Below are 23,003 nucleotides of genomic sequence, written 5' to 3' on the forward strand. Positions count from 1 at the left end.
CCTCTCGAATAGAGAAGCTTTTTTATCATGTAAAGAATCTTATCTACGAATCGACTCCGTTTCATTCCAAAATAATTCCTTAGGAACATATGCGTATCCTTCCATTAAACGTCGAGAGGTTCTTGCAACAGCGGTTTTTTCGAATTGAACATATTGACCATTATCTATAAATGTAATAAGGAAATCCATGGAACCAGACGGGTGACCGATGATGATCTCATCAGCATCAGGATTATTGCAGCACTCATAAACGACTGTTCCCTTCAGTTTAGCAGCTGCTGCAGTACATAGTCCGCCAGTAACGGGAAATGTTTTGTGCATTTTTTGCATGGACATTGCTCGAGCGGTTAAATGAATATACTCTCGTTTAACGAACTCGCCGTGTACCGTTGAATAGGTTTGACTAGGAGAAACCATGATTACTTTAGGACTGGATGGCGTTTCTTTTGTTGCGTCATGCGCATCGCTTACGAATCCAAGTTTTTCAGCAGCTGTTGAGCGTATTTTTTCCAGCATGCTTAAATGTTCTTTCGTAAGGTCTGTCGGCTGTTCTGTACCAGCTAAACCTAACTGATTTGCATGAACGAATACAACAGGTGCGGTTACGTCAACAACACTGACTTCAAATTCTCCTGCTTCTGTTAAAAGTATTTCTTTTCGCTTTCCTGTAGGGAAAAGCTCGCCCGTTTTAGCCCCAGATGCGTTTAAGAAGTTTAACATGATTTTTGCTCCTACTCCTGGTACACCGTCAATCGTGTAATCCCCAGTTGAACGGGCTTTGCCAGACTCCACAGGAACTTTCGCTTCGATAATTCCATTCGTGTTCGTATTAAAAATCCTAACGGTGGTGTAAGGTTCCTGGGCAGCAACTAAGCCTTCATCGATTGCAAAAGGGCCCACCCCGCTTAAAATATTTCCGCAATTGGAGTTATAATCTACTTTTCCTGTGCCTACTCCAACCTGTCCAAACGTATAATCGATATCAGCGTCAGGTCGAGGGGAAACGCTGACAATCGCTAATTTGCTCGTAAGGGAATCGGCTCCCCCGAGACCGTCAATCTGTCTTTCATCTGTCCCGCCATAGATCGATAAAATTACCCTGTCCCTAGTCATGGGATCTGACGGCAATTCATTTTCCAATATGAAAACTCCTTTGCTCGTTCCGCCACGTATGATGGCAGAGCGGATTTTTTCATAATCTCGCATGTTTCATCCTCCTTGTCCTAAAGACCAAGCAAATTTGTTGGCCAATATATATCGAGGGCCGAGCTCAATAATGAAATACCAATAAGTACAGCAATAATAGATATACCGGTGTGTATAAAATTCATCCTGGATTCAAGTATTAAAAACGGAATTAAGAAGATTGCAGTTGCAAGCATTAATCCTCCAATATAAATGAGTACTAAATAGCCGAGAATCCAGCCTATATATCGAAGTGGTGCAAGTAAAGAGATTTTAATTTGTTCTCCTTCCTTAACCTTTTGTTTATAGAGCTTGTAAACCTCTGTAATTAAATAGATTAATGTCAACACAGAACCTGCAATGGATATATATAAAGGGAAAAACTGCGCTAGTTTACTAAACGTTAAGGCTTCTATAATTGCTAGCGTAAACAGGATAAAAAGAAAACCACTGAATATAAGATTAAGGTAATCTTTGTTCATCTTAATTGATTCCTCCTTGTTCGTAATCCTTACTGAATCGTTTCATTATTGCTCCTCCTGAAAGAAGTACGACGATAATGACAGCAAGGAAAATAACGATTGGATTTGTAATCCATTCCCAGCCATATCTTTCAATAGAAATCCAATAATACCGTTCAGCAGGCAGGGCAAGGACGAAACCGATCAGCAGTGGTGGCCTTGGCCAGTCCAAGATGGTCATAACATAGCCAAGCAAACCAATCATGACAAAGATAATCAGGTCTCCCCAAGACATCGTACTTTGATAGGCACCGATTACAAGTAAAACGAGAAGGAAAGGAACGATTTTTTCTCCAGGTACAAAACTGATCTTCGAAATCGGCCGAACTAAAATCATACATAGCAGTGCTCCAAAAACATTAGCAAAAACCAATGTCCACACAATCGATAAAGTTACGGATAAATCAGTAGTGAGCATTTTCGGACCAGCTTCTAATCCCATGAGCGTTAGCCCACCCAGTAAAATCGCCGTTGTACCACTGCCAGGTATCCCGAAAAGCAATGTCGGTACTAAGGAACCCCCTTCTTTTGCATTGTTTGCACTTTCTGGAGCGATAACTCCACGAATATCTCCTTTTCCAAAATGGTTATATTTCACTGTCTTTTGGCCAGCCCCATAGGCAATCCAATCAACAACACTGCCGCCTAATCCAGGGATGAATCCAATTAAAACTCCGATTACAGCACTTCGGAAAACAAGGAATTTATTTTTTAATGCATCCATAACGCCTTTTAAAATGCCGCTTTGTAGTGTTGCATGATTTGCTACACTGCCTTTATTTGTCAGCATGGTGATGATGATAGGAAAGGCGAATATAGCCATTGCGACTACTGGTAAAGAAACGCCTTGCGTCAAATATAACGTGTCGAATGTGTACCGATATTCAGGAACAGCTGGTGCACTGCCGACAGAGCCGATTAGTAAGCCAAGGATTCCAGAAATGATACCCTTCAAAGGCGATTTACCAGCTAGTAAACCAGCCATGCTAAGCCCCAGCATGGTTAGCATAAATAATTCAGGTGAACTAAAAGACGTAATTAATGGTCTGGCAAAAGGGATTGTTAAATAAAGCGCAATCCCACCAATGACTCCTCCTATCATGGAACAAAAGAAGGCGGCCCCCATTGCCCTGGAAGCTTCTCCTCTTTTGGCTAAAGGAAATCCATCCATGATGGTTGCCTGTGAGCCAGATGTTCCAGGTATCCCTAAAAGAATTGATGGAAAGGTGTCACCAGTATGAATAACAGCAATCATTCCAATTAAAAGAGCCATTCCTACATATGGATCAAGACCAAAAACAAATGGAAGCATTAAAGACATGCCTACTGTGCCGCTTAAACCAGGCAGTAATCCAACAACAACCCCAATACCGATACCTATAAACATATAGACAAGTCTTGAGGGATCTAATACAATAAATAGCGCTTCAATTGCACTTTCGATCATGAAACTACCTCCCCTCTAAAGCTTTTTAATATCAATGTCAAAATTAGTTCGTAAATACTCGATAATCCATTGCTTGGTTTCTTGCGATATAGAGAAGGATTGTTTAATCTGCGCGTTCAATTCCTCACCTACATACGTGTTATATCCCTCTAAGATTTCTTCAGAATGGGTCGCAAATTCTTCGTCATTAATTAGAGCTTCCATCCCTTTTTTCAGTAAGTCCTGGTAGTTACCTGGCGCGTCATTGTGCACCCAAATTACTTTATTCAATGTATAAGAAGCACCTACCGTTTGTTTGTACGCATCCCATACATCTCCACTTGGCTCCTCTCCATAGATGTCTACGTAGATTTCTTCAATGGTTGGAAGATCAGGGAATTGTGGATCCCGGATGAGATCCCCATTAGCATCAATCTGTCCTAAGCTATACAAAGGTACTGCTCTGTCTTCTTCTACAAGTGCTTCAACACTGTTCTTATAGGCAGTTGTTGTTTGGTAATCGATGTTACTTTCTCCTTGCTCAAATGCAACGCGGGAAGGTCCACGCCCTTCATACCCAAGAACAGCTTTTACATCCATCTTTAGAACTTCGAATGATAGCAGTGTTACTAAATCTAAGCCTGTTGGGGAAATACCGGCATAAAACAATTCGTCTTCTAATGACATTAAATCTTCCATTCCACCCTTGGCCAGTTCTGGTTTTGTGTAAACAACACCACCAGATGGTGCCCCGATTAACGGTGTGAAATTACTCAAATCATAGTCTACAGAAGACTGCTCTAACATAAATGGAACATGGGAAGAAGCGCTTGAAGTAAGAATGTTTAAGCCATTTGGCATACGTGAATTAGCATATTCATTTGTTCCGGTAATGCTTGCTCCCCCAGGGATATTTTCAACTTGAACTCTAGGTTTGCCTTCAAGGTGCTTTGCAAAGTAAGGTGTCATAAACCTGGCGAAAACATCGGTACCGCCACCAGCTTGAAAAGGTACAACAAAGGAAATGGTCTGTCCATGGTAAGAATTGTTACCCCCATTTTCCTGATTACTTCCTGTTGCCTGCAGTGTATTGCAGCCCATAAGAAAAAAACATATGATGAGCGTTAGTACGAGAATAGAACGTATCTTCAAAATATTCATCTCCTTCCGAATTATCTTAGTCAATATAGTAAACGCTTTCAGTGTATAAGTAAAATAATGATATTTTATTTATCTTCATAAAAAAACTTGATAACGAAAGGGGACTTCTTCCATAATGGAATTAACATAAAGCAAATGGAGGGAGAGCATGGATCAAAAAGATTGGATTTTAATGAAAACGCTTTACGAACAAAGGAATATGACACGTACCGCTGCCAAATTATATGTATCACAGCCTTCTCTGAGCTATCGGTTGAAAAACTTAGAAGAGGAATTTGGGGTGCCGTTATTTTTTAAAACGAAACAAGGAATAGGCTTTACTTCAGAAGGTGAATATTTAGTCCAGTATTCCAAAGAAATGTTAAAACAGCTTCAATTGATGAAGGATACAATGAGCAATATGGAGGAAGAGGTATCAGGTATCTTACGCATAGGAGTATCTAGTAATTTTGCACAATACTTACTTCCGAAAGTTCTAAAAAACTTCTCTAAAAATTACCCGAATGTACGATTCAATGTAAAAACTGGATGGAGTACACAGGTGATTGATCTTCTGAATAATTCAAGTGTGCATGTAGGGATTTTAAGAAGCGATCGCGGATGGCAAGGGGAAAAGATGTTGTTAAGAAAAGAACCGCTCTATCTCATATCCAAAAAGAAATTGAATATGGACCTGTTGCCGGAGTATCGATTGATTAATTACAGTACGGACAGTTCATTGAAGGATAGCATAACCGCTTGGTGGGCAGATCAATTTTCGGAACCAGCAAATATAGAAATGGAGGTTGATCGGCTGGAGACGTGTAAGGAAATGGTTAAAAATGACTTCGGATTTGCAGTTGTACCGGGTATTTGCCTGAAGAAGGATGATGGTTTGTACCAGCAGGAAATATGTTTCAAAGATGGAAGCCCTGTGACAAGGGAAACGTGGCTGATGTATAATCAATCCTTTGAAAATCTAACCGTAGTGGACCGGTTTGTCAATCATTTGAGAGAATGGAATGGGAAAGATTAGATTTTCTTATCGGAATGATGAGAAAAAAAGTATTAGACACGAATGTAATTTTTGATTAAGGTATAGGCAACTGCTGATATAAAAGGGGAGAAGAAAGTATGGCATTATATAAGCTTGGGGTACTAGAAGGAGACGGGATTGGGCCGGAGATTGTCCAAGCAACAATTAAGCTTGTCGAAGCAATTATGGAAAAGCATGATGTAAAAGTAGAGTGGGTTCCACTTTTAGTTGGCTGGAAAGGCATAGCAGAAACCAACCATCCATTGCCAGAGGAAACGAAAAAAGCGCTGGAGAATTGTCATGCTTGGCTGCTTGGACCGCATGATTCAGCTTCTTATCCTGAAGAATTTAAATCGATCCGTAATCCGAGTGGTGAGCTGCGCCATCACTTTGATTTATATGCGAATATTCGTCCGGCTAAAAGCATTCCAAGTATCAAGGGTGTTGTAGAGGGAGCATATCTCGTAATCTATCGGGAAAATACAGAAGGATTCTATGTTGATCGCAATATGTACCGTGGTGTCGGAGAATTTCAGATTACAAAGGATGTTGCAATTACAACAGGTGTTTTTACAAGACAGGCCATTGAACGGATAGCCCATGCAGCCTTTCAAAAAGCTATGCAGCGTAAGAAGAAAGTAACAATCGTGCATAAAGCAAATGTCATTCGGATAGGGTCGGGCATGTTTTTAGATATTTGTAAAGAAATCTCAAGGGAGTATCCAGAGGTCGAGGTTGACGATTACCATGTGGATGCAATGTGTGCACATGTGGTTCGGCGAATTCAGGATTTTGATGTTATCGTTACAGAGAATATGTTCGGAGATATACTGTCCGATTTAACGGGAGAGTTGATTGGCAGTTTGGGACTTGCACCTTCGATAAATACAAATCAAGAGATCGCTATGGCACAAGCAGCTCACGGATCAGCACCAGATATTGCTGGAAAAGACCTTGCTAATCCAATTGGGATGATGCTATCTACGGCTCTATTATTCGAATGGATGAGTGAAAGGTTTGGGGACAGCAGGTTAGAGATAGTAGGTAATAAGATTGAAGAAAGCTTGCACCGAACACTATTGGATGGAATTAAAACGAAAGATTTAGGTGGAGATAAAGGTACCCAAGGGTTCACTGCTGAGGTTTTAAATAGAATTCTCTAGTTATAAAATAAATTTATTGAATACGCTAAAAAAACAGTATTTTATTTATGTTAAAAGCAGCCCTATACTGAGCGTAGAAGATAAATTTAACTAGGGAGGATTAAGCATGAGTAACCAAAACAAAGCTTACGATGTAATTGTTGTGGGAACAGGAAATGCAGCACTTTGCTCAGCAATCGCAGCAAAAGAGAATGGTGCCAATGTACTTATTTTAGAACGTGGACCAAAAGAAAAACGTGGTGGAAATTCCTTTTTCACAGATGGGGCTATTCGTTTTGCCTATCAAAACAAAGATGCACTAGAGCCCATATTGAATCAACTATCCCCCAAAGACTTTCAAAATACGGTTATGCCAGATTATGATACGGAAGATTACTATAATGATATTATGAATGTGACGGAAGGAAAGAGCGACCCTAACTTAGCGCGACAGCTTGTTGACAAGTCGTACGATACGATTCAGTGGATGAAGAGCCAAGGTGTGCAATTTGAGTTAAACGAGAATCAATCCTTTAACAATAATGGAGTGCAGCAATTTTGGGGAGGTCTCCCAGTAAAAACAAATCGCAAAGGTATCGGGCTTATTGAAGCACTTATTAATAAGGCTGAAGATTTAAGTATAGAAATTCGCTATAATACGAGAGCTATCGGGTTACAGACAACTAACCAAAAGGTAAGCGGTATCACCGTGGTGGAAAATGGTGAGGAAAAGCAAATTCCTGCAAAATCAGTTGTGCTGGCATGTGGAGGCTTTGAAGCAAACAAAGAAAAACGGGCCAAATATTTAGGGGGAGAATGGGAGAAGGCTAAGGTAAGAGGGAGCGAATACAACACAGGTGATGGTTTAGATATGGCGATAGAAGCTGGAGCGCAGCCATATGGAGACTGGTCAGGCTGCCATGCGCATACGACCGATTTTCAAGCTCCGCAAGTCGGGGATTATGGTAAACCAGGAGATATTTATAAAAAATCTTCTTATCCACTCGGACTAATTATCAATATCAAAGGAGAACGCTTCGTGGATGAGGGAGCAGATTTTCGGAATTATACGTACGCAAAGTATGGAAAAGAAACGCTGCGCCAGCCAGAACAAAAAGCATTTCAATTGTTTGATGCGCAGGTTCGTCCTTTGCTGCGAGCAGAATATAATTTAGAAGAAGCAACGTGTATCAAGGCGAACACAATTGAAGAACTTGCTGATAAAATGAATATTGATAAAGCTAGATTCATAGAAACGATAGAGGAATATAATCAAGCGGTTCAACAAGGGGAGTATAACCCAGCCATCAAAGATGGAAAGGGAACGAAGGGCATTACGCCATCAAAGAGTAATTGGGCGCTTCCGTTTAATCAGGCACCATTTTATGCTTATCCGGTAACATGTGGAATTACCTTCACATTTGGAGGGATTCATGTTAACGAAAATGGGGAAGCACTAGATAAAAATCAATCACCAATTCCAGGGTTATTTGCAGCAGGTGAGATGGTAGGGGGCTTATTTTATCATAACTATCCAGGAGGATCTGGATTAATGTCTGGTGCTGTATTTGGCAAGTTAGCGGGAGAGTCTGCAGCGAATTATGTGCTTGAGCCCGTGGGGGCGACTCATAAAGAAAATTAATAGATATGAGGCACGTTGAAGAAACAAGGATTCCCAGCATTCTATTGCTGGGAATCCTTGTTTAGCTAATAATCGGCTGGAATCTAATTGAAGTATTAAAACCTATCCAACGAAAAATAACCTATATCCAATGAGCTCTTCCCATGAATAACCATCTGGCTTAACAGCTCTCCCACACCACTGCTAAACTTAAATCCATGTCCTGAAAATCCGCAAGCAGTTATGACATTTTGATAGTTTGGAAGTCGATCGATTATGAAGTTTCCATCTGGTGTGTTTGTATAGGTGCATACTTTTCCTTGTTTGTGCTTTAAGTCAGCAGACATATATTGGTGGATAAATTGTGTGACATCTTGCTTGTCTTCCGGATATGTACCAAATGCTTTTAATGTCTCTTTTGTTTGGACAGGGTATCCTCCATCATGTCTTCCAATTTTAATGCCAGCCCCGTCAATACTTGGAAAGCCGTAGTAGATTTCATTTGCATTATCATAGGACCAAGCTGGGAATGTATGCGAATGGTATATTTCTTCCTTTGCCTCAAACCAGGAGAATGTTTTTCGCACCGGTTGCAATGGCAACTCGTAACCGAGTAAGGATAAAATCTGGTTTGTTCCCTTTCCAGCTGTTATAATGAGCTGTTTTGCTTCAATATGCTGATCAGCTAGCTCAATTGTTGTAAGATCGTTCGTTACATTCAAATGCTGTACCTGACTATTTGTGTATAGATTCGCACCGTGTTTTATTGCAAGGTCACGGTAGGCAATAATAGCTTCTTCACTCATTAAAACTCCTGAATTCGTTTCGAAGCAACCAATTAGAGAATCTGGCAGATGATAACCGGGCCATCTTTTATTTATCTCTTGGGCGGTTAATATCTCAGCAGATAACTTATATTTTTCAACAGATTGCATGACATTTTGTAAAAAAATAGATTCCTTAGAACCAATATTTAATACCCCTGTTTGATGAAAAAGTTTTCGATTTGAAGCTTGTTCAAGCTCATACCATAATTCTTGTGAACGTAATGCCAAAGGAACATAGCTATCACCTTCCCCATAAGCATGCCGAATAATTCGAGTTTCGCCATGGTGAGACCCATTAGAATGAGGCGGATTATTGGAATCAATTAAAGCTACTGTTTTGCCATTCTTGGCAAGATAATATCCGGCTGCCATCCCCATAGAACCAGCACCGATTATTGCAACATCGTAGATCATGATTTGCGCTCCTTTAATTTTTATACAATTATTTTAATCGAATATACAAAGTAGCTCAATCCAAATCTACTAAAATTAGTTTGATTGTTAAGGAGTAACATCTTATATAAATAGAAATGAGTATAATTATTCATTTGCTATGCAACATTTTTTAAGATATTATGGTATAATCCATAAACGGAAGTATTTTGAATTGGAGGCAATAGTGTGTCACTCGTGAAAGATTTTGAAAATATAAAAGATAAACTTATTAAAATTAGTAATCAATTGTATGAAAATCCAGAGCTTGGAGATCAAGAATTTGAATCTATGAAGCTACTGGTTGAATATTTACGTTCCCACAATTTCGAAGTGGAAACAGGCATTGTAGATCGTCCGACAGCCTTTCGGGCAGAGTTTTCCAGCGAAAAGCCAGGACCAACAGTTGCGTTTCTAGCAGAATATGACGCGCTGCCTGGAATTGGCCATGGCTGTGGTCATAATTTAATCGCAACGATGGCAGTTGGTGCTGGAGTTGTTCTTAGTAAGCATGTACAAGAAATAGGCGGGAAGGTCGTTGTTCTTGGAACTCCTGCCGAGGAAACAAATGGAGCGAAAGTACCAATGGCTGAACAAGGAACTTTTGATGATATTGATGTGGCGATGATGGTGCATCCAGCTGATGTTTCTTCTGAAAGTGGACCGATGCTGGCAATGGATGCTCTGCAATTTGATTATACTGGAAAAGCATCCCATGCAGCTGCTTCACCTGAAGAAGGGATTAATGCGCTGGATGCTGTTATTCAATTATTTAATGGAATCAACGCATTACGAGAGCATGTTCCGTCAGATGTACGAATGCATGGCATCATTACGGAAGGGGGACAGGCCGCAAACGTAGTACCGGAGAAAGCTGTCGCTCAATTTTATATTCGCGCAAATGAGCGCAAGGTTGTAGATGAGGTAGTGCAAAAGGTAAGAAATATTGCAGATGGTGCAGCATTAATGACAGGTGCATCTGTTGCAATATCAAATTATGAATTGAGCTATGACAATATGGTCACAAATAATGTACTATCAGACGTATTTACTAAAAATCTAAAAGCGCACAGTCCGCACCCTGTCTATCCAGCTGTAGCTGCAACAGGTTCGGCTGATATGGGAAATGTAAGTCAAGTGGTACCAGCGATCCATCCATTTGTTGGAATGAATAAGTCTGGACTTGTATTCCATACGAAAGAGTTTGCAGATCAAACGATTACGAAAGATGGCGAGACAGCAATTGCTGATGCAGTGCTTTCCTTAGCACAAACTGGTTATGACATTATGACGGATCAAGATTTACTATCCGCCATAAAAACCGAATTTGAAAAACGATAAGTTCAGTTTTTACATGGTTACAGGTAGTGAATTGCCGCTTCTTAGCTGTTTGTAGCGGTTCACTGCCTGTTATTTTTTTATATACAACACGTGAGAATATACAGAAGGAGAGATTTTTAATGCATGACGATACGATTTCTAATGAAGGAAATCTGAAAAGAAAGAAAAGGAAATTTGAATTCCCCCATGTATTCGCATTGTTATTTGGCTTAATCATTATTACCGCTTTATTTACATATATCGTTCCAGCTGGTGAATACGAACGAGAGGTAAATGATGCAGGAAGAACAGTTGTAGTGGACGGAACGTATCAGCAGGTTGAGTCAAATCCGACTAGCCCTTTTGGGATTTTAGAAGCTGTGCATAAGGGGATGGTTAATGGAGCTGAAATCATCTTTTTCATTTTTATTGTTGGTGGAGCTTTTGGGATTCTGAATGCTACAAAAGCAATTGAAACCGGACTCGCGAATGTTTCAGCAAAAATGGCCGGAAAGGAAATTTATCTCATACCGGTTGTTATGTTATTATTCGCACTGGGCGGTGGAACATTTGGGATGTCGGAAGAAACAATTCCATTTATCTTAATATTAGTTCCATTAGCAATCAAGATGGGATTCGATTCGCTTGTCGGAGCGGGAATGGTTATAGTAGGATCCTGTGCAGGCTTTACAGCATCATTTATGAATCCTTTTACGGTTGGTGTGGCTCAGGGAATTGCAGAATTACCGCTGTTTTCCGGGATGGGAATTCGTTTTATTATCTGGCTTATTTTTGTCGCATTTAGTATTGCATTTGTCATGATTTATGCCAAAAAAGTTAAGAAAAACCCGGAAACCAGTTTGATGTATGAGATTGACAAGCGAAGGACTATGGATGATGCTGAACATGACCCTATAATAATGCAGTTAACTCCTAGACATGCGATTATTATTGGTCTGTTATTTTTAACGATTATTGGACTTGCGATTGGGGTAACTTATTTTGATTGGTATATCATGGAGATCGCTTCCTTGTTCCTGCTGATGGGCGTTATCGCAGGTTTTGTTGCTAAGCTAAGGGTGAACCAGATTGCTGAATCCTTTGTAGACGGCTGCCGAGAACTTGTTGTAGGTGCACTAGTAGTCGGAATGGCTTACGGTATCCTGGTCGTACTAGAGGAAAGTAATACAATTGATACGATTTTATATAGTCTATCGGGTGCAATTGGTCAATTGCCAACAACATTTTCTGCGATGGGAATGTATGCAACGCAAAGCTTTTTAAACTTCCTTGTGCCATCAGGTAGCGGGCAAGCTGCATTGACAATGCCTATTATGACTCCATTATCTGATTTAACAGGTGTAAGCAGGCAAACTGCTGTACTGGCATTTCAATTAGGTGACGGGATTTCGAATGCAATTACTCCTACATCTGGTGTTCTAATGGCATCGCTCGCATTGGCAAAAATACCATGGATAAAGTGGATTAAATGGGTTTGGCCTGTTATAGTGTTATCTTATATTGTTGGGGCGATTATTATTACGATTGTGCATTTGTTTGTTTGGACGATCTAGAGTTTGGTGTGTGTTAGTGTGAGATATATTTTTTAGAGTGAGTGGAATTTTAGAATTTGCAAAGTGATATAAAAATAAAAAAACAAAGCAGAAAGATTTACTATTTCTGCTTTGTTTTATTTTATAATAAGGATTCATTAGCGCTTAGGGGCTCTATAACCAGCATTTTCGGCGTCGGTAGTTGAGCAAAACCATTGTGCTACATTTTTTGTTTGATTGTAGTATGTACTTCCTGGGACATGATAAATTCCACTGTTACTACCTTTAATATCACAGCTGTCTGTTTCTGATTCCTCTGAGGTGTCATTGGAAGTCGTAGAGCTGCTTGATGCTTGAGCTGAATTAGAGTTAGTACTATTATTATTATTATTATTATTATTATTATTATTCTCGCTTGATTTAGCCCCACTAGTACTTTTATTTTGGGTACTAGAGCTGCTCGTAGGACTTGTTTCTTTTTCTTCTAATTTTTTCTTTAATGATGCTTTTTCATCCTTCAGTTGTTCGATATTCTCCGCAAGTAATTCGTTTTCTTCTTCAACAGATTTATAATCTTCCTTTAGCTCTTTCTTTTTCTTTTGTAATTTTTCATGTTCATTTTCTATAGTGGTAATTTCCTCGTTTAGTGCAATTATTGTACTTTCAAGGTCAGCAAATTCATCCTGTAAATTAGAATTACTTTCCTCTAATTCTGAGATATTTGCAGTTAATTTTTCGTTTTTCTCTAACTCTTCATCTAAGTTTTGTTGAACGGTCGCTTCAGAATCACCTATAGTATTGACTATAAATGCTAAAAATGCAAAGATCCCTAAAATTGAGTAAACTACCTTCTTCCATACCTTTTTATCCTTCGATCGAAACCATAAATAACCCATCACTGCCAAAAATAAAAGTGCAATCAATGCTTCTATCAACTGAAACCCTCCTTTTGAAATGGATATATAGAACTATATATTCCCCAAAAAAATTACATATAGTGCATTATATGTAATCTTTGCTCTATTAAAATTTAATGTATGACTAAAGCATAAACATATGAAATTAGTTTTTGGTAAATTAGATTGCTAAAAAATGAAATATTGAGAAACTAAAGACTGGAAAATATTATTTCTTAACTTCAGTATAGCTCTTTATATAAAAAAAGGAAGTAATATCATTACATAGAAATACAAAAAAGACCTAATCCCATCGATTAGGTCTTTCACTTTCCTCTCAACCACTCAATCAACCATTAACTTGTTGCTCAGCAACTCCATAAGATTTCTGCTTAATCATACCATGTGGGTCGATAACGAATTTACGAGATACACCACCGTCAAATGCTTTATAACCATCTGGAGCTTCACCGATGGAAATAACCGTTGCATTAACCGCTTTGGCAATTTGTGCTCTGCCACTTAAAATAGCTTTCATTAAATCACGATTATATCGCATAACTGGAGTTTGTCCAGTTACAAATGTATGTGCCTTTGCAAATCCAAGTCCGAAGCGGATCTTTAATGTTCCTTCTTTTGCATCGTTATCAGCTGCCCCTGGATCCCCAGTTACATATAGTCCTGGAATTCCTAAGCGTCCTCCAGCTCTAGTTACACCCATAATTGAGTTTAATACAGTAGCAGGAGCTTCACCGGCGTCTTTTCCGTGACCACTTGCTTCAAAGCCTACCGCATCAACTGCACAGTCTACTTCAGGCGTACCAAGAATTTGCTCGATTTGCTCACCGAGATCATCATGCTCACGTAAGTTTACGGTTTCACAGCCGAAGCTTCTTGCTTGTTCGAGTCGTTCTTCATTTAAATCGCCAACGATAACAGCCGAAGCGCCTAATAATTGTGCGGAGTGTGCAGCGGCTAAGCCTACAGGACCTGCACCGGCAACATATACCGTTGATCCGGTTTTGACACCTGCACTAACTGCACCATGATATCCGGTAGGGAAAATATCGGATAGCATCGTTAAATCAAGAATCTTCTCTAATGCTTGATCGCGGTCAGGGAATTTTAATAATTGGAAATCCGCATAAGGGACCATAACATATTCTGATTGACCGCCGACCCAGCCGCCCATATCAACATAGCCATAAGCCGAACCAGGACGATCAGGGTTAACATTCGTACAAATATGTGTATCCTGCTGCTTACAATTTTGACAGCGTCCACAGGCAATGTTAAATGGAACAGATACGATGTCTCCTTTTTGGATAAATTCCACATCACTTCCAACCTCGATAACTTCACCTGTAATTTCATGCCCAAGAACTAAACCGCTTGGAGCCGTAGTACGACCTCTTACCATATGTTGGTCACTACCGCAGATATTAGTGGAAATTACCTTTAAAATGACCCCATGATTACATTTTCTTCCTACGTTTAAAGGATTAACTCCTGGGCCATCACGAAGTATTAGATCAGGATACCCAATATCCCTCACTTCTACTTCTCCAGCTTTAACATATACAACTGCTTTGTTACTCATACTACCACTCCTTATAAAATGATATTAGAGATGCTTGTCTATGAAAGCGCTTGATTCTAATGTTCAATATAACATCAAATCGTATTGGTTTCAATAATAATTGAAATATTTTAATTATTTTACATAGTCTTAAACTATTGTTCGATACAATCACACAGACTAATAGTTTTAGAACAAAAGACTTATTAATGTTGAAGAGTAGAATTTTCAAGTTATTGAGTAAATTAAATAAGAAGTTTCGTACCATATATATTTTCAAGGGCAAGTAATTGACTAAAATTTACTTACATGATAAATTTGGGTTGAAATTTCAAAAAATAAAATATATTAAAAATTAATCATGGCTTTCTATTTAGTTAGCCAGGCTAATAAGGTATATTATGTAAGCCTTTCCATGCAGTTGTTTTATAGTATTGGCAACCTTATATCATAATCATATTTAGGAGGATGTGTATGGGAAAAGTTAAAAATCGCTGGTTAATTGCTGCATCTGCAGTAGGGGTTCACATCTCAATTGGCTCTGCCTATGCTTGGAGTGTTTTTACTAACCCTATGGTGGCTCAATATGGATGGGAAACAACGGAAATATCGCTTGCTTTTAGTATTGCTATTTTTATGCTTGGTTTTTCTGCTGCCTTTATGGGAAGGTTTGTGGAAAAGCAAGGACCAAAGAAGTCTGCCATGCTTGCTGCGATATTTTTTAGTGTTGGTGTAGCTGGATCTGGATTAGCAACAGCTTTTGAGTCCTTATTTTTATTGTATGTATTTTATGGTGTAATTGGTGGAATCGGTTTAGGGATTGGTTATATTGCTCCTGTATCAACATTAGTAAAATGGTTTCCTGATCGCCGAGGCCTCGCTACTGGATTAGCAATTATGGGATTTGGTTTTGCAGCACTTTTAAGTGGACCAGCAGCTGCAGCTCTGATTGATATGGTCGGTATTTCCAATACTTTCTATGTGCTTGGTGCAGTTTATTTTATTGTGATGATACTTGCAGCACAATATTTATCTCCACCACCAGAGGGGTGGGCACCAAAGGGATTTAAAGAAAGTGGGCAAAATGGTGCGCGTAAAATTAAAGCGGATCTATCACAGCTGACAGCAAATGAGGCAATTAAAACACGTCGTTTCTGGATGCTTTGGTGCATGCTTTTCTTAAATGTTACTTGTGGAATTGCGGTGATTGCTGTAGCTTCGCCGATGGCACAGGATATAGCTGGGATGACACCGATAGCTGCAGCTGCAATGGTTGGAATAATGGGGTTATTTAATGGTGGTGGAAGACTGGGCTGGGCATCATTATCCGATTATATTGGAAGGCCGAATGTATATACGGCTTTTTTTGTCCTCCAAATTATCGCGTTTTTCATGCTGCCCTTCGCGTCGAATGGAATTGTTTTTCAAATCCTTATTTTTACGATATTAACTTGTTATGGTGGAGGGTTTGCATCAATACCAGCTTATATTGGTGATCTCTTTGGAACCAAACAGCTTGGAGCGATTCATGGATATATTTTAACTGCATGGGCGGTTGCTGGGGTAGTTGGTCCAATTCTACTATCCTTAATCTACGACTCTACGAATAGTTATAATTTAACGATGATGATTTTTGGTATCTTATTTATCATCGCATTTGCTATTTCTATCTGGATCCGGGCAGATATTAATCGTTTACGAAATGCACAACAAGCTACAAATCAAAAGCTTGGTGTAGCTGTAACAAAGTAAGCTGAATGTACATTAATAAAAGGAAACTGGAGGGATAAATGTTGGGAGAAACAAAGCACACAGGGCCTATCAAGCTACCGAAAAAGCCTGATCCAGCACTATGGGCAAGTAAGGTTCCGTTCGGTTTAGGAAAAATTAAGCCACATCATATCCGTGATACGATGAAGGTTGTTTGGGAGAATAAAGATAATCTACCATACGCTACGAGAATTCTTACACAAGGTGTATGTGACGGTTGCGCATTGGGTGTCTCTGGACTTTATGATCAAACATTAACAGGTCCGCATGTATGTACAACACGATTAAATGTCCTTCGTTTAAATACGATGTCTGCGATTGAAGAGCGTGTATTAAATATGGATATAGAAGATTTACGAAAAATGAGCAGTACGGAGTTGCGGAAGCTCGGTCGAATTCCTTATCCACTTATTCGTAAGGCAGGAGAGAGAAAGTTTAGTCGTATTTCTTGGAATGATGCGCTGGGTAAAATCGCGGCCAAAATGAAAGAGCTTGACCCGAAACGTTATGCATTTTATACAACTTCACGAGGGATTACGAATGAAGTTTACTATACGGTTGGCAAGGTTGCACGTTTCTTAGGTACAAATAATATCGACAATGCATCGAGAATCTGTCATTCTCCTTCGAAAACGGCGCTAAATCGTTCGATTGGGGTTGGCGCATCTACTTGTAATTACAAAGATTGGATTGGAACGGATGTCCTGATTTTCTGGGGATCTGTTGCCGCAAACAATCAACCAGTTTCAACGAAGTATATGTATGCAGCAAAACGCAAAGGCACGAAAATCATTATTATTAATCCATACCATGAGCCAGCGATGGATAATTATTGGGTGCCATCGATTGCAGAGTCCGCATTATTTGGGACAAAAATAGCGGATGATGTGTACCAAGTGAATATTGGTGGTGACATTGCCTTTATGCATGGCATCATGAAGCATTGGTTTGAAATGGAAGAGATGGCGCATGGATCAGCAATCGATCATGATTTCGTTTCACAGCATGTAAATGGGCTTGAAGAATTACGAGAAAAGGTGACTGCTTATGATTGGGATCAGCTTGTTACATCATCAGGTATCCAGAAGCATCAGATGATTGAATTAGCTGAACTACTAGCGAAATCGAAATCTGCTGTCTTTGTATGGTCAATGGGTTTAACACAGCATCGATTTGGCACAGATAACATTTCCCAAGTTGCCAATCTTGCATTACTACGAGGCTTTTTAGGAAGAGAACATTGCGGGTTAATGCCAATCCGTGGTCATTCTGGTGTACAAGGTTCTGGAGAAATGGGGGCAGATCCGTTCGTTCTCCCTGGTGGCGGAATGGATGAAGGAAATAGAGAACGAGTAGAAAAGGTTTGGGGCTTTGATATTCCAGCGTGGCAAGGGGATATCGTTGGGGTATCGTTAGAAAATGCGCTCTTACCTGAGGAACATGAACGCAAATTAGATCTTTACTATTTATCTGGTGGTAATTTCTTAGAAACAATGCCAGATCCTGATTTTGTCAAGCAATGCTTGGAAAATATAGATATTCGTGTGCACCAGGATATTATTTTTAATACGTCAACATTTTCTGATGCGAGAGAAGCGGTGATTGTTTTGCCTGCGATGACAAGGTATGAGCAGCCTGGTGGTGGTACTTCTACCTCTACAGAACGAATGGTATATTTTTCACCGGAAATTAAGGGACCACGTATTGAGGAAGCGCGGATGGAATGGGAAATATATGTTGACCTTGCTAGACGGGTAAAACCAGATCAGCAGCATTTAATTGATTTTAATACAGCGGATGAAATACGTGCAGAAATTGCCAAGGCAGCACCAAACTATGACGGGATTCAGCATTTAGAAAATCGTGGTGATGTATTTCAATGGGGCGGGGCATGGCTTTGTGAAGATGGGTTATGTCCGACGCCAGATGGAAATGGAAATTTGATAACAGTAGAATTACCAGAGCTTCGCAAGCCTGAAGGCCATTTTTATGTCACGACTCGTCGTGGGAAACAGTTTAATTCGATGATCTATGGAGAAAAAGATCCGTTTAATGATGCAGATCGATATGATGTCTTAATGAATGAAGCAGATGGAGCGGAACTCGGCATAAAAGAAGGCGATGCAATTGTTGTATACAATCAGCATGGAACATTCCATGGCCGTGCAAAATTTGTAGCGGTCAAACGAGGAAATATTGAAGCACATTGGCCAGAAGGAAACATGCTTATTCCAAAGGGTGTTTATGAAGAATTTGCGGGAATTCCAGAATATAATGCAGCCGCAATCGTTGAAAAGGCGGAAACATATTTTGCTCAAAAAGATACAAAATATGTGGAAAAAAGAGTAGAAGAGCTTGAAGTAGATATTAGCTAGGGGGGCTAAGATGACTGATGTGAAAGAGGATGGCTGGGAAATAATCCGATTTAATGGGTATTCCCAGTCCATTTTACATGAAGAGGTTGCAATCGAAGCACCGCTCACGATTAGGATTAATGGAAGTGAATTTGCAACGATTGTATGTTCACCGTCCAATCAAAGTGATCTAGTCATCGGCTTTCTTGCCTCAGAAGGGGTAATTCGGTTTAAGGATGAAATAAGGCGAATCTCAATAGACGAGAAACTCGGCTTTGCTTATGTGGATCTGTATAAACAGATCGATCCTTCTCAAATTGACCACTCGAAACGCTTTATCGGTTCTTGCTGCGGGAAAAGCCGACAGTTTTATTTTAAAAGTGATGTAAAAACGGCCAAAACGATAACGAGCAAGCTATCAATAACAGTCGATCAATGCTTTCAGTTAATGAAAGAACTGCAAACGAATTCGGAGCAATTTATTCGTACAGGCGGTGTCCATAATGCAGCACTTGCTACTTGCGAAGGAATACTTACGATAAGGACCGATATCGGACGCCATAATGCATTGGATAAAATATATGGGCATATTATTCATAAAAAAATAAGAGTGGCAGATAAACTTATCGTTTTTAGTGGTCGGATTTCATCGGAAGTATTGCTGAAAATATCTAAAATAGGTGTTGGCATTCTCCTTTCTAAATCTGCACCGACAGATTTGGGATTGCAGCTAGCAGCTGATCTAGGCATTACGACGATTGGCTTTGCCAGAGGAAATAAAATGAATGTATATACACATCCAGAACGGATAATCAATACAGCAATGAAGGCACCATGAAAAGAGATTGTGAATCAGCACTCCATATAACCTATTTTGCATGTATAATAATAAAATACTGCTATTATTACAATTAGCCCCATGTGTTCAAAGAACACATGGGGCTAATTGTAATTGATATTATAGTTGATCTAAGATTTTAAATAACATATAAATTGGGAAATGATCTATTATTATTACTATTTTTAGAGCGGTTTAAATTAAGTCTATAAGTATGTATAATGGATGTCGTGACTAAATTTGGTTATATTTTTCAGAAAATTATTCATTTAAATTTAATAGGAGGATTACTTTATGGCAAAAGGAAAGAAGGGATTTTTTCAGCGTTTCTTGGATTTTGTTGAAGCATCTGGAAATAAACTTCCGCATCCAGTAACATTATTTGCTATTTTAGCTCTGATTGTATTACTGTTATCAGCTGCCTTCCAACCGTTGGGAATAAGTGTAGAACATCCTGGAGAAGAAGGATCAACTGTTGAAATCAAGAATTTACTAAGTGCGGAAGGCATCCAGTATATATTTTCAAGTTTGACAGATAACTTTATTGGTTTCGCTCCACTAGGTGTTGTTCTCGTAACGATGCTTGGTATCGGTGTTGCCGAACGGACAGGCTTGATAAGTGCATTATTACGTGGATTTGTATTATCCGTACCAAAGCGGTTTATTACACTGGGGTTAGTTTTTGCCGGTATCATGTCAAGTGTAGCCTCTGATGCTGGCTATGTTGTACTGCCACCACTTGGTGCAATGATTTTTGCGGCACTTGGCAGACATCCGCTAGCTGGACTTGCAGCAGCATTTGCTGGTGTTTCAGGTGGATTTAGTGCGAATCTATTATTATCAGGTACGGACGTACTGCTTGGAGAGTTGACGATTGCTGGAGCAGCAATAATTGACCCGGCGTATGCAGAAACCATGAATATTGCAATGAATTGGTTTTTCATCGCAGCATCTGTATTTGTGTTGACGTTTATCGGAGCTTGGGTAACCGAGCGAATTGTTGAACCTCGACTTGGAGCATATAATGGGGATCAGAAGGAAAAACTGGACGGGCTTCAATCGATTGAGAAGAAAGGACTTATCTGGTCTGGTGTTGCGGTGTTTGTCGCTTTAGTACTGGCATTACTGCTTGTGTTGCCGCCAAATGCGCCATTGCGTGGCACAGAAGGAGATTTGATGGCACAAATTATCCAATCACCATTTATGAGTTCATTAGTTCCAATTATCGCGATTCTATTTTTTGTTCCTGGACTTGTTTATGGTATTGTTACGAAATCAATTCGAAACGATAAAGATGTTGCAGCGCAAATGTCCGATACGATGGCTTCCATGGGAATGTTTATTGTACTGGCCTTTACTGCAGGTCAATTTGTTGCATTCTTTAACGAGTCGAATATGGGACTAGTTCTCGGAGTATACGGCGCAGAATTTTTGGATAGTGTTAACCTAACTGGAATACCATTAATTGTTACATTTATTCTCATCACAGCGGTCATAAACATATTTATTGGAAGTGCCACTGCAAAATGGGCAATGATGGCTCCAATCTTTGTGCCAATTATGATGCAGATGGGCTATTCCCCGGAACTGACACAAATGGCATACCGGATTGCAGATTCGTCAACAAACATTATTTCACCGTTAATGACGTACTTTGCAATAATTATTGCATTTGCCCAGAAGTATGATAAGAAAATGGGGATTGGGACATTAGTATCGGTTATGGTACCATACTCTATGTTCTTCTTAATTGGCTGGACAATCATGCTAATTATATGGTTCCTGTTCGGAATTCCGCTTGGACCTGGTGGACCGCTTCACTATTAATGAATATTGAAAAGCATCGCCCTTTGTAGCGATGCTTTTGTTTTATGCAGAAAATAATACTATTTCATCTTCCGCTTATTTTTAGTTGTTATTGTAAACATCCAATGCTGCCTGCAACGCTTTGCCAGCTTGAATAGGAGCATTGTGACGGATCAATACTGCTTCTAATCCTGCTAATGCAAACAGAACATTTTCTTTCCGGCAGCTATAACCCATTGTGCCAATTCGCCAGATTTTTCCTTGTAGAGGACCAAATGAACTTGCAATTTCAATTGTAAATTCATCAAGCAGCATTTTCCGTACGGATTCACCATCAATTCCTTCTGGTATTGTGACACAGGTAACTACGGGGAGTTTGGAGTCAATATTCCCATATATATCTAATCCCATTGCTTCAATACCAGCTATTAGAGCCTGTTCGTGATGCTTGTGACGAGCAAAACGTTCTTCTAATCCTTCTTCAAGTACAATCCGAAGTCCTTCATGAAGAGCATAAATCATAGAAGTTGCTTCTGTATGGTGATTTAAGCGTCTCGGACCCCAGTAATCTTGAAGCATACTGACGTCAAAGTAATTGCTTTTTATAAAAGGATTGCTTCCAAGATTTTGTCTGTCATCTTCTGTTTCAATCCCTTTTTCAACTTTCTTTCTGGCTTGAATTACTTTTTCAATTCTATCATTATACGTAATTGGTGCCATCCCAGACGGAACAGATAAGCATTTTTGTGTACCGCCAACGATACCATCAATAAACCATTCATCTACTTTTACAGGAGTACCCCCGATGGATGCAACAGCATCAACAACAAACAGTATATCTTGTTCTCTGCAAGCTTTCCCAATTTCTTCTAAAGGTTGCATTTGACCTGTTGATGTTTCACCATGCACGATTGCTGTAATTTTCGGGTTTACTTTTTTCATTTCTTTGATTACTGCTTCTGGGTCAAAAACTTCTCCCCATTCACATTCCATCGTGTGAACCTCTGCACCGTATCGTTCGCAAATCTCATTTAATAAATAACCAAATCTTCCATATATCGGTATGAAAACTTTATCTCCTGGTTCAATAATACTGCAAAGCAGCGCTTCAGCACCTGATCTTGACGTTCCATCAATCGGGAAAGCCCATTTATTTTTTGTCTGAAAAAGTTCTCGAAGCATGTTCATTACACGATCCATGATTTCAGTAAAAGCTGGATCAAACTGACCTAGTATAGGAGTAGCCATTGCCCGAAGCACACGTGGCTCAGCTTCTACCGGTCCTGGAGTCATAATCGTTCTAGCTGGTGTGTTTAGTTCTGTGTACATAGTTGAATTTCTCCTTTTTATCGATTAATTTATAAAAGATTCAGTTTTTATAAATTTACTGGATATATTAACTAGACTAACTAATGTGGAATGGAGGATGTAAAATATGAAATGTTAAGCTATTGTTTAAATTAATTAACGATTCTAATATTGTACTAAAAATTTGATGATATATCATTAAGCATTCTGCACTATTTATTATGTTTAATTTTGTGCAAAACGAACAAC

17 protein-coding genes are annotated in these 23,003 nt (G+C 39.4%); 9 read left to right on the forward strand and 8 right to left on the reverse strand.

Translation table 11 applies throughout. The features are described from left to right. Positions 1-39: 39 nt before the first annotated feature. From NYE61_RS19085 to NYE61_RS19100, 4 genes are read right to left on the reverse strand one after another with little or no spacing between them, the layout of a single operon-like run. Positions 40-1,206 carry a PrpF domain-containing protein gene (locus tag NYE61_RS19085; protein WP_303447494.1) on the reverse strand — a complete coding sequence of 389 codons (1,167 nt, stop codon included), beginning with the start codon at positions 1,204-1,206 and terminating at the stop codon, positions 40-42. A gap of 17 nt (positions 1,207-1,223) precedes the next feature. Further along, on the reverse strand, positions 1,224-1,667 hold the full coding sequence (locus NYE61_RS19090; protein WP_303447495.1) for a hypothetical protein: 444 nt from the start codon (positions 1,665-1,667) through the stop codon (positions 1,224-1,226). Position 1,668: 1 nt separating this feature from the next. Continuing rightward, positions 1,669-3,153: a tripartite tricarboxylate transporter permease gene (locus NYE61_RS19095; RefSeq protein ID WP_339316347.1), complete on the reverse strand. Its 1,485-nt coding sequence runs from the start codon at positions 3,151-3,153 to the stop codon at positions 1,669-1,671. Between the two features lie 15 nt (positions 3,154-3,168). Continuing rightward, complete coding sequence (locus NYE61_RS19100) at positions 3,169-4,284, reverse strand: hypothetical protein (RefSeq protein ID WP_303447496.1); 1,116 nt, start codon at positions 4,282-4,284, stop codon at positions 3,169-3,171. Positions 4,285-4,441: 157 nt separating this feature from the next. Here NYE61_RS19100 and NYE61_RS19105 point away from each other — a divergent pair, with 157 nt between their 5' ends. From NYE61_RS19105 to tcuA, 3 genes are all read left to right on the forward strand, one after another. Further along, positions 4,442-5,308, forward strand: coding sequence for a LysR family transcriptional regulator (locus NYE61_RS19105; protein ID WP_095313242.1), 867 nt, complete (start codon positions 4,442-4,444; stop codon positions 5,306-5,308). A gap of 98 nt (positions 5,309-5,406) precedes the next feature. After that, positions 5,407-6,471 (forward strand): isocitrate/isopropylmalate dehydrogenase family protein, encoded by a 1,065-nt coding sequence (locus NYE61_RS19110; RefSeq protein ID WP_339316350.1) that lies wholly within the window; start codon positions 5,407-5,409, stop codon positions 6,469-6,471. Between the two features lie 106 nt (positions 6,472-6,577). Further along, positions 6,578-8,092, forward strand: coding sequence for an FAD-dependent tricarballylate dehydrogenase TcuA (gene tcuA, locus NYE61_RS19115; protein ID WP_303447497.1), 1,515 nt, complete (start codon positions 6,578-6,580; stop codon positions 8,090-8,092). A gap of 95 nt (positions 8,093-8,187) precedes the next feature. Here the strand turns inward: tcuA and solA are convergent, their stop codons facing one another. Beyond that, positions 8,188-9,312, reverse strand: a complete 1,125-nt coding sequence (gene solA / locus NYE61_RS19120; protein WP_303447498.1) for an N-methyl-L-tryptophan oxidase — start codon at positions 9,310-9,312, stop codon at positions 8,188-8,190. Positions 9,313-9,519: 207 nt separating this feature from the next. On the opposite strand from solA, the gene NYE61_RS19125 reads away from it, so the two are divergent. Continuing rightward, positions 9,520-10,671 (forward strand): M20 family metallopeptidase, encoded by a 1,152-nt coding sequence (locus NYE61_RS19125; RefSeq protein ID WP_303447499.1) that lies wholly within the window; start codon positions 9,520-9,522, stop codon positions 10,669-10,671. Positions 10,672-10,790: 119 nt separating this feature from the next. Then, on the forward strand, positions 10,791-12,224 hold the full coding sequence (locus NYE61_RS19130; RefSeq protein WP_303447500.1) for a YfcC family protein: 1,434 nt from the start codon (positions 10,791-10,793) through the stop codon (positions 12,222-12,224). 137 nt (positions 12,225-12,361) lie between these two features. On the opposite strand, the gene NYE61_RS19135 is transcribed toward NYE61_RS19130, so the two are convergent. Together NYE61_RS19135 and fdhA are read right to left on the reverse strand one after the other, a co-directional pair. Beyond that, complete coding sequence (locus NYE61_RS19135; RefSeq protein ID WP_339316353.1) at positions 12,362-13,138, reverse strand: hypothetical protein; 777 nt, start codon at positions 13,136-13,138, stop codon at positions 12,362-12,364. 310 nt (positions 13,139-13,448) lie between these two features. Continuing rightward, a complete protein-coding gene (gene fdhA, locus NYE61_RS19140; RefSeq protein ID WP_095313229.1) occupies positions 13,449-14,699 on the reverse strand; it encodes a formaldehyde dehydrogenase, glutathione-independent in 1,251 nt (416 codons plus the stop codon). Positions 14,700-15,152: 453 nt separating this feature from the next. On the opposite strand from fdhA, the gene NYE61_RS19145 reads away from it, so the two are divergent. The 4 genes from NYE61_RS19145 to NYE61_RS19160 all read left to right on the forward strand — a co-directional run bounded on the left by NYE61_RS19145 (position 15,153) and on the right by NYE61_RS19160 (position 21,467). Next, entirely contained in the window at positions 15,153-16,430 is a 1,278-nt protein-coding gene (locus tag NYE61_RS19145) for an OFA family MFS transporter (protein ID WP_303447502.1), read from the forward strand. A gap of 41 nt (positions 16,431-16,471) precedes the next feature. Then, on the forward strand, positions 16,472-18,823 hold the full coding sequence (locus NYE61_RS19150) for an FdhF/YdeP family oxidoreductase (RefSeq protein ID WP_303447503.1): 2,352 nt from the start codon (positions 16,472-16,474) through the stop codon (positions 18,821-18,823). 10 nt (positions 18,824-18,833) lie between these two features. Further along, the gene (gene fdhD, locus NYE61_RS19155) at positions 18,834-19,640 is read left to right on the forward strand and encodes a formate dehydrogenase accessory sulfurtransferase FdhD (RefSeq protein WP_303447504.1); all 807 of its coding nucleotides are present in this window, start codon (positions 18,834-18,836) and stop codon (positions 19,638-19,640) included. A 294-nt stretch (positions 19,641-19,934) separates the two neighbouring features. Next, a complete protein-coding gene (locus NYE61_RS19160; RefSeq protein WP_303447505.1) occupies positions 19,935-21,467 on the forward strand; it encodes an AbgT family transporter in 1,533 nt (510 codons plus the stop codon). Between the two features lie 81 nt (positions 21,468-21,548). Here NYE61_RS19160 and NYE61_RS19165 read toward each other — a convergent pair whose 3' ends face one another. Beyond that, complete coding sequence (locus tag NYE61_RS19165; protein WP_303447506.1) at positions 21,549-22,775, reverse strand: alanine--glyoxylate aminotransferase family protein; 1,227 nt, start codon at positions 22,773-22,775, stop codon at positions 21,549-21,551. Between the last annotated feature and the right edge of the window lie 228 nt (positions 22,776-23,003).

It is taken from the genome of Oceanobacillus sp. FSL W7-1304 (assembly GCF_037969805.1).
GTDB classification, from domain to species: Bacteria; Bacillota; Bacilli; order Bacillales; family Amphibacillaceae; genus Oceanobacillus; species Oceanobacillus profundus.

Coding starts and splice junctions, on each gene's coding strand:
- NYE61_RS19085 (WP_303447494.1), bottom strand. CDS start 1,206: ATGCGAGATTATGAAAAAATCCGCTCTGCCATCATACGTGGCGGAACG.
- NYE61_RS19090 (WP_303447495.1), bottom strand. CDS start 1,667: ATGAACAAAGATTACCTTAATCTTATATTCAGTGGTTTTCTTTTTATC.
- NYE61_RS19095 (WP_339316347.1), bottom strand. CDS start 3,153: ATGATCGAAAGTGCAATTGAAGCGCTATTTATTGTATTAGATCCCTCA.
- NYE61_RS19105 (WP_095313242.1), top strand. CDS start 4,442: ATGGATCAAAAAGATTGGATTTTAATGAAAACGCTTTACGAACAAAGG.
- NYE61_RS19110 (WP_339316350.1), top strand. CDS start 5,407: ATGGCATTATATAAGCTTGGGGTACTAGAAGGAGACGGGATTGGGCCG.
- tcuA (WP_303447497.1), top strand. CDS start 6,578: ATGAGTAACCAAAACAAAGCTTACGATGTAATTGTTGTGGGAACAGGA.
- solA (WP_303447498.1), bottom strand. CDS start 9,312: ATGATCTACGATGTTGCAATAATCGGTGCTGGTTCTATGGGGATGGCA.
- NYE61_RS19130 (WP_303447500.1), top strand. CDS start 10,791: ATGCATGACGATACGATTTCTAATGAAGGAAATCTGAAAAGAAAGAAA.
- fdhA (WP_095313229.1), bottom strand. CDS start 14,699: ATGAGTAACAAAGCAGTTGTATATGTTAAAGCTGGAGAAGTAGAAGTG.
- NYE61_RS19145 (WP_303447502.1), top strand. CDS start 15,153: ATGGGAAAAGTTAAAAATCGCTGGTTAATTGCTGCATCTGCAGTAGGG.
- fdhD (WP_303447504.1), top strand. CDS start 18,834: ATGACTGATGTGAAAGAGGATGGCTGGGAAATAATCCGATTTAATGGG.
- NYE61_RS19160 (WP_303447505.1), top strand. CDS start 19,935: ATGGCAAAAGGAAAGAAGGGATTTTTTCAGCGTTTCTTGGATTTTGTT.
- NYE61_RS19165 (WP_303447506.1), bottom strand. CDS start 22,775: ATGTACACAGAACTAAACACACCAGCTAGAACGATTATGACTCCAGGA.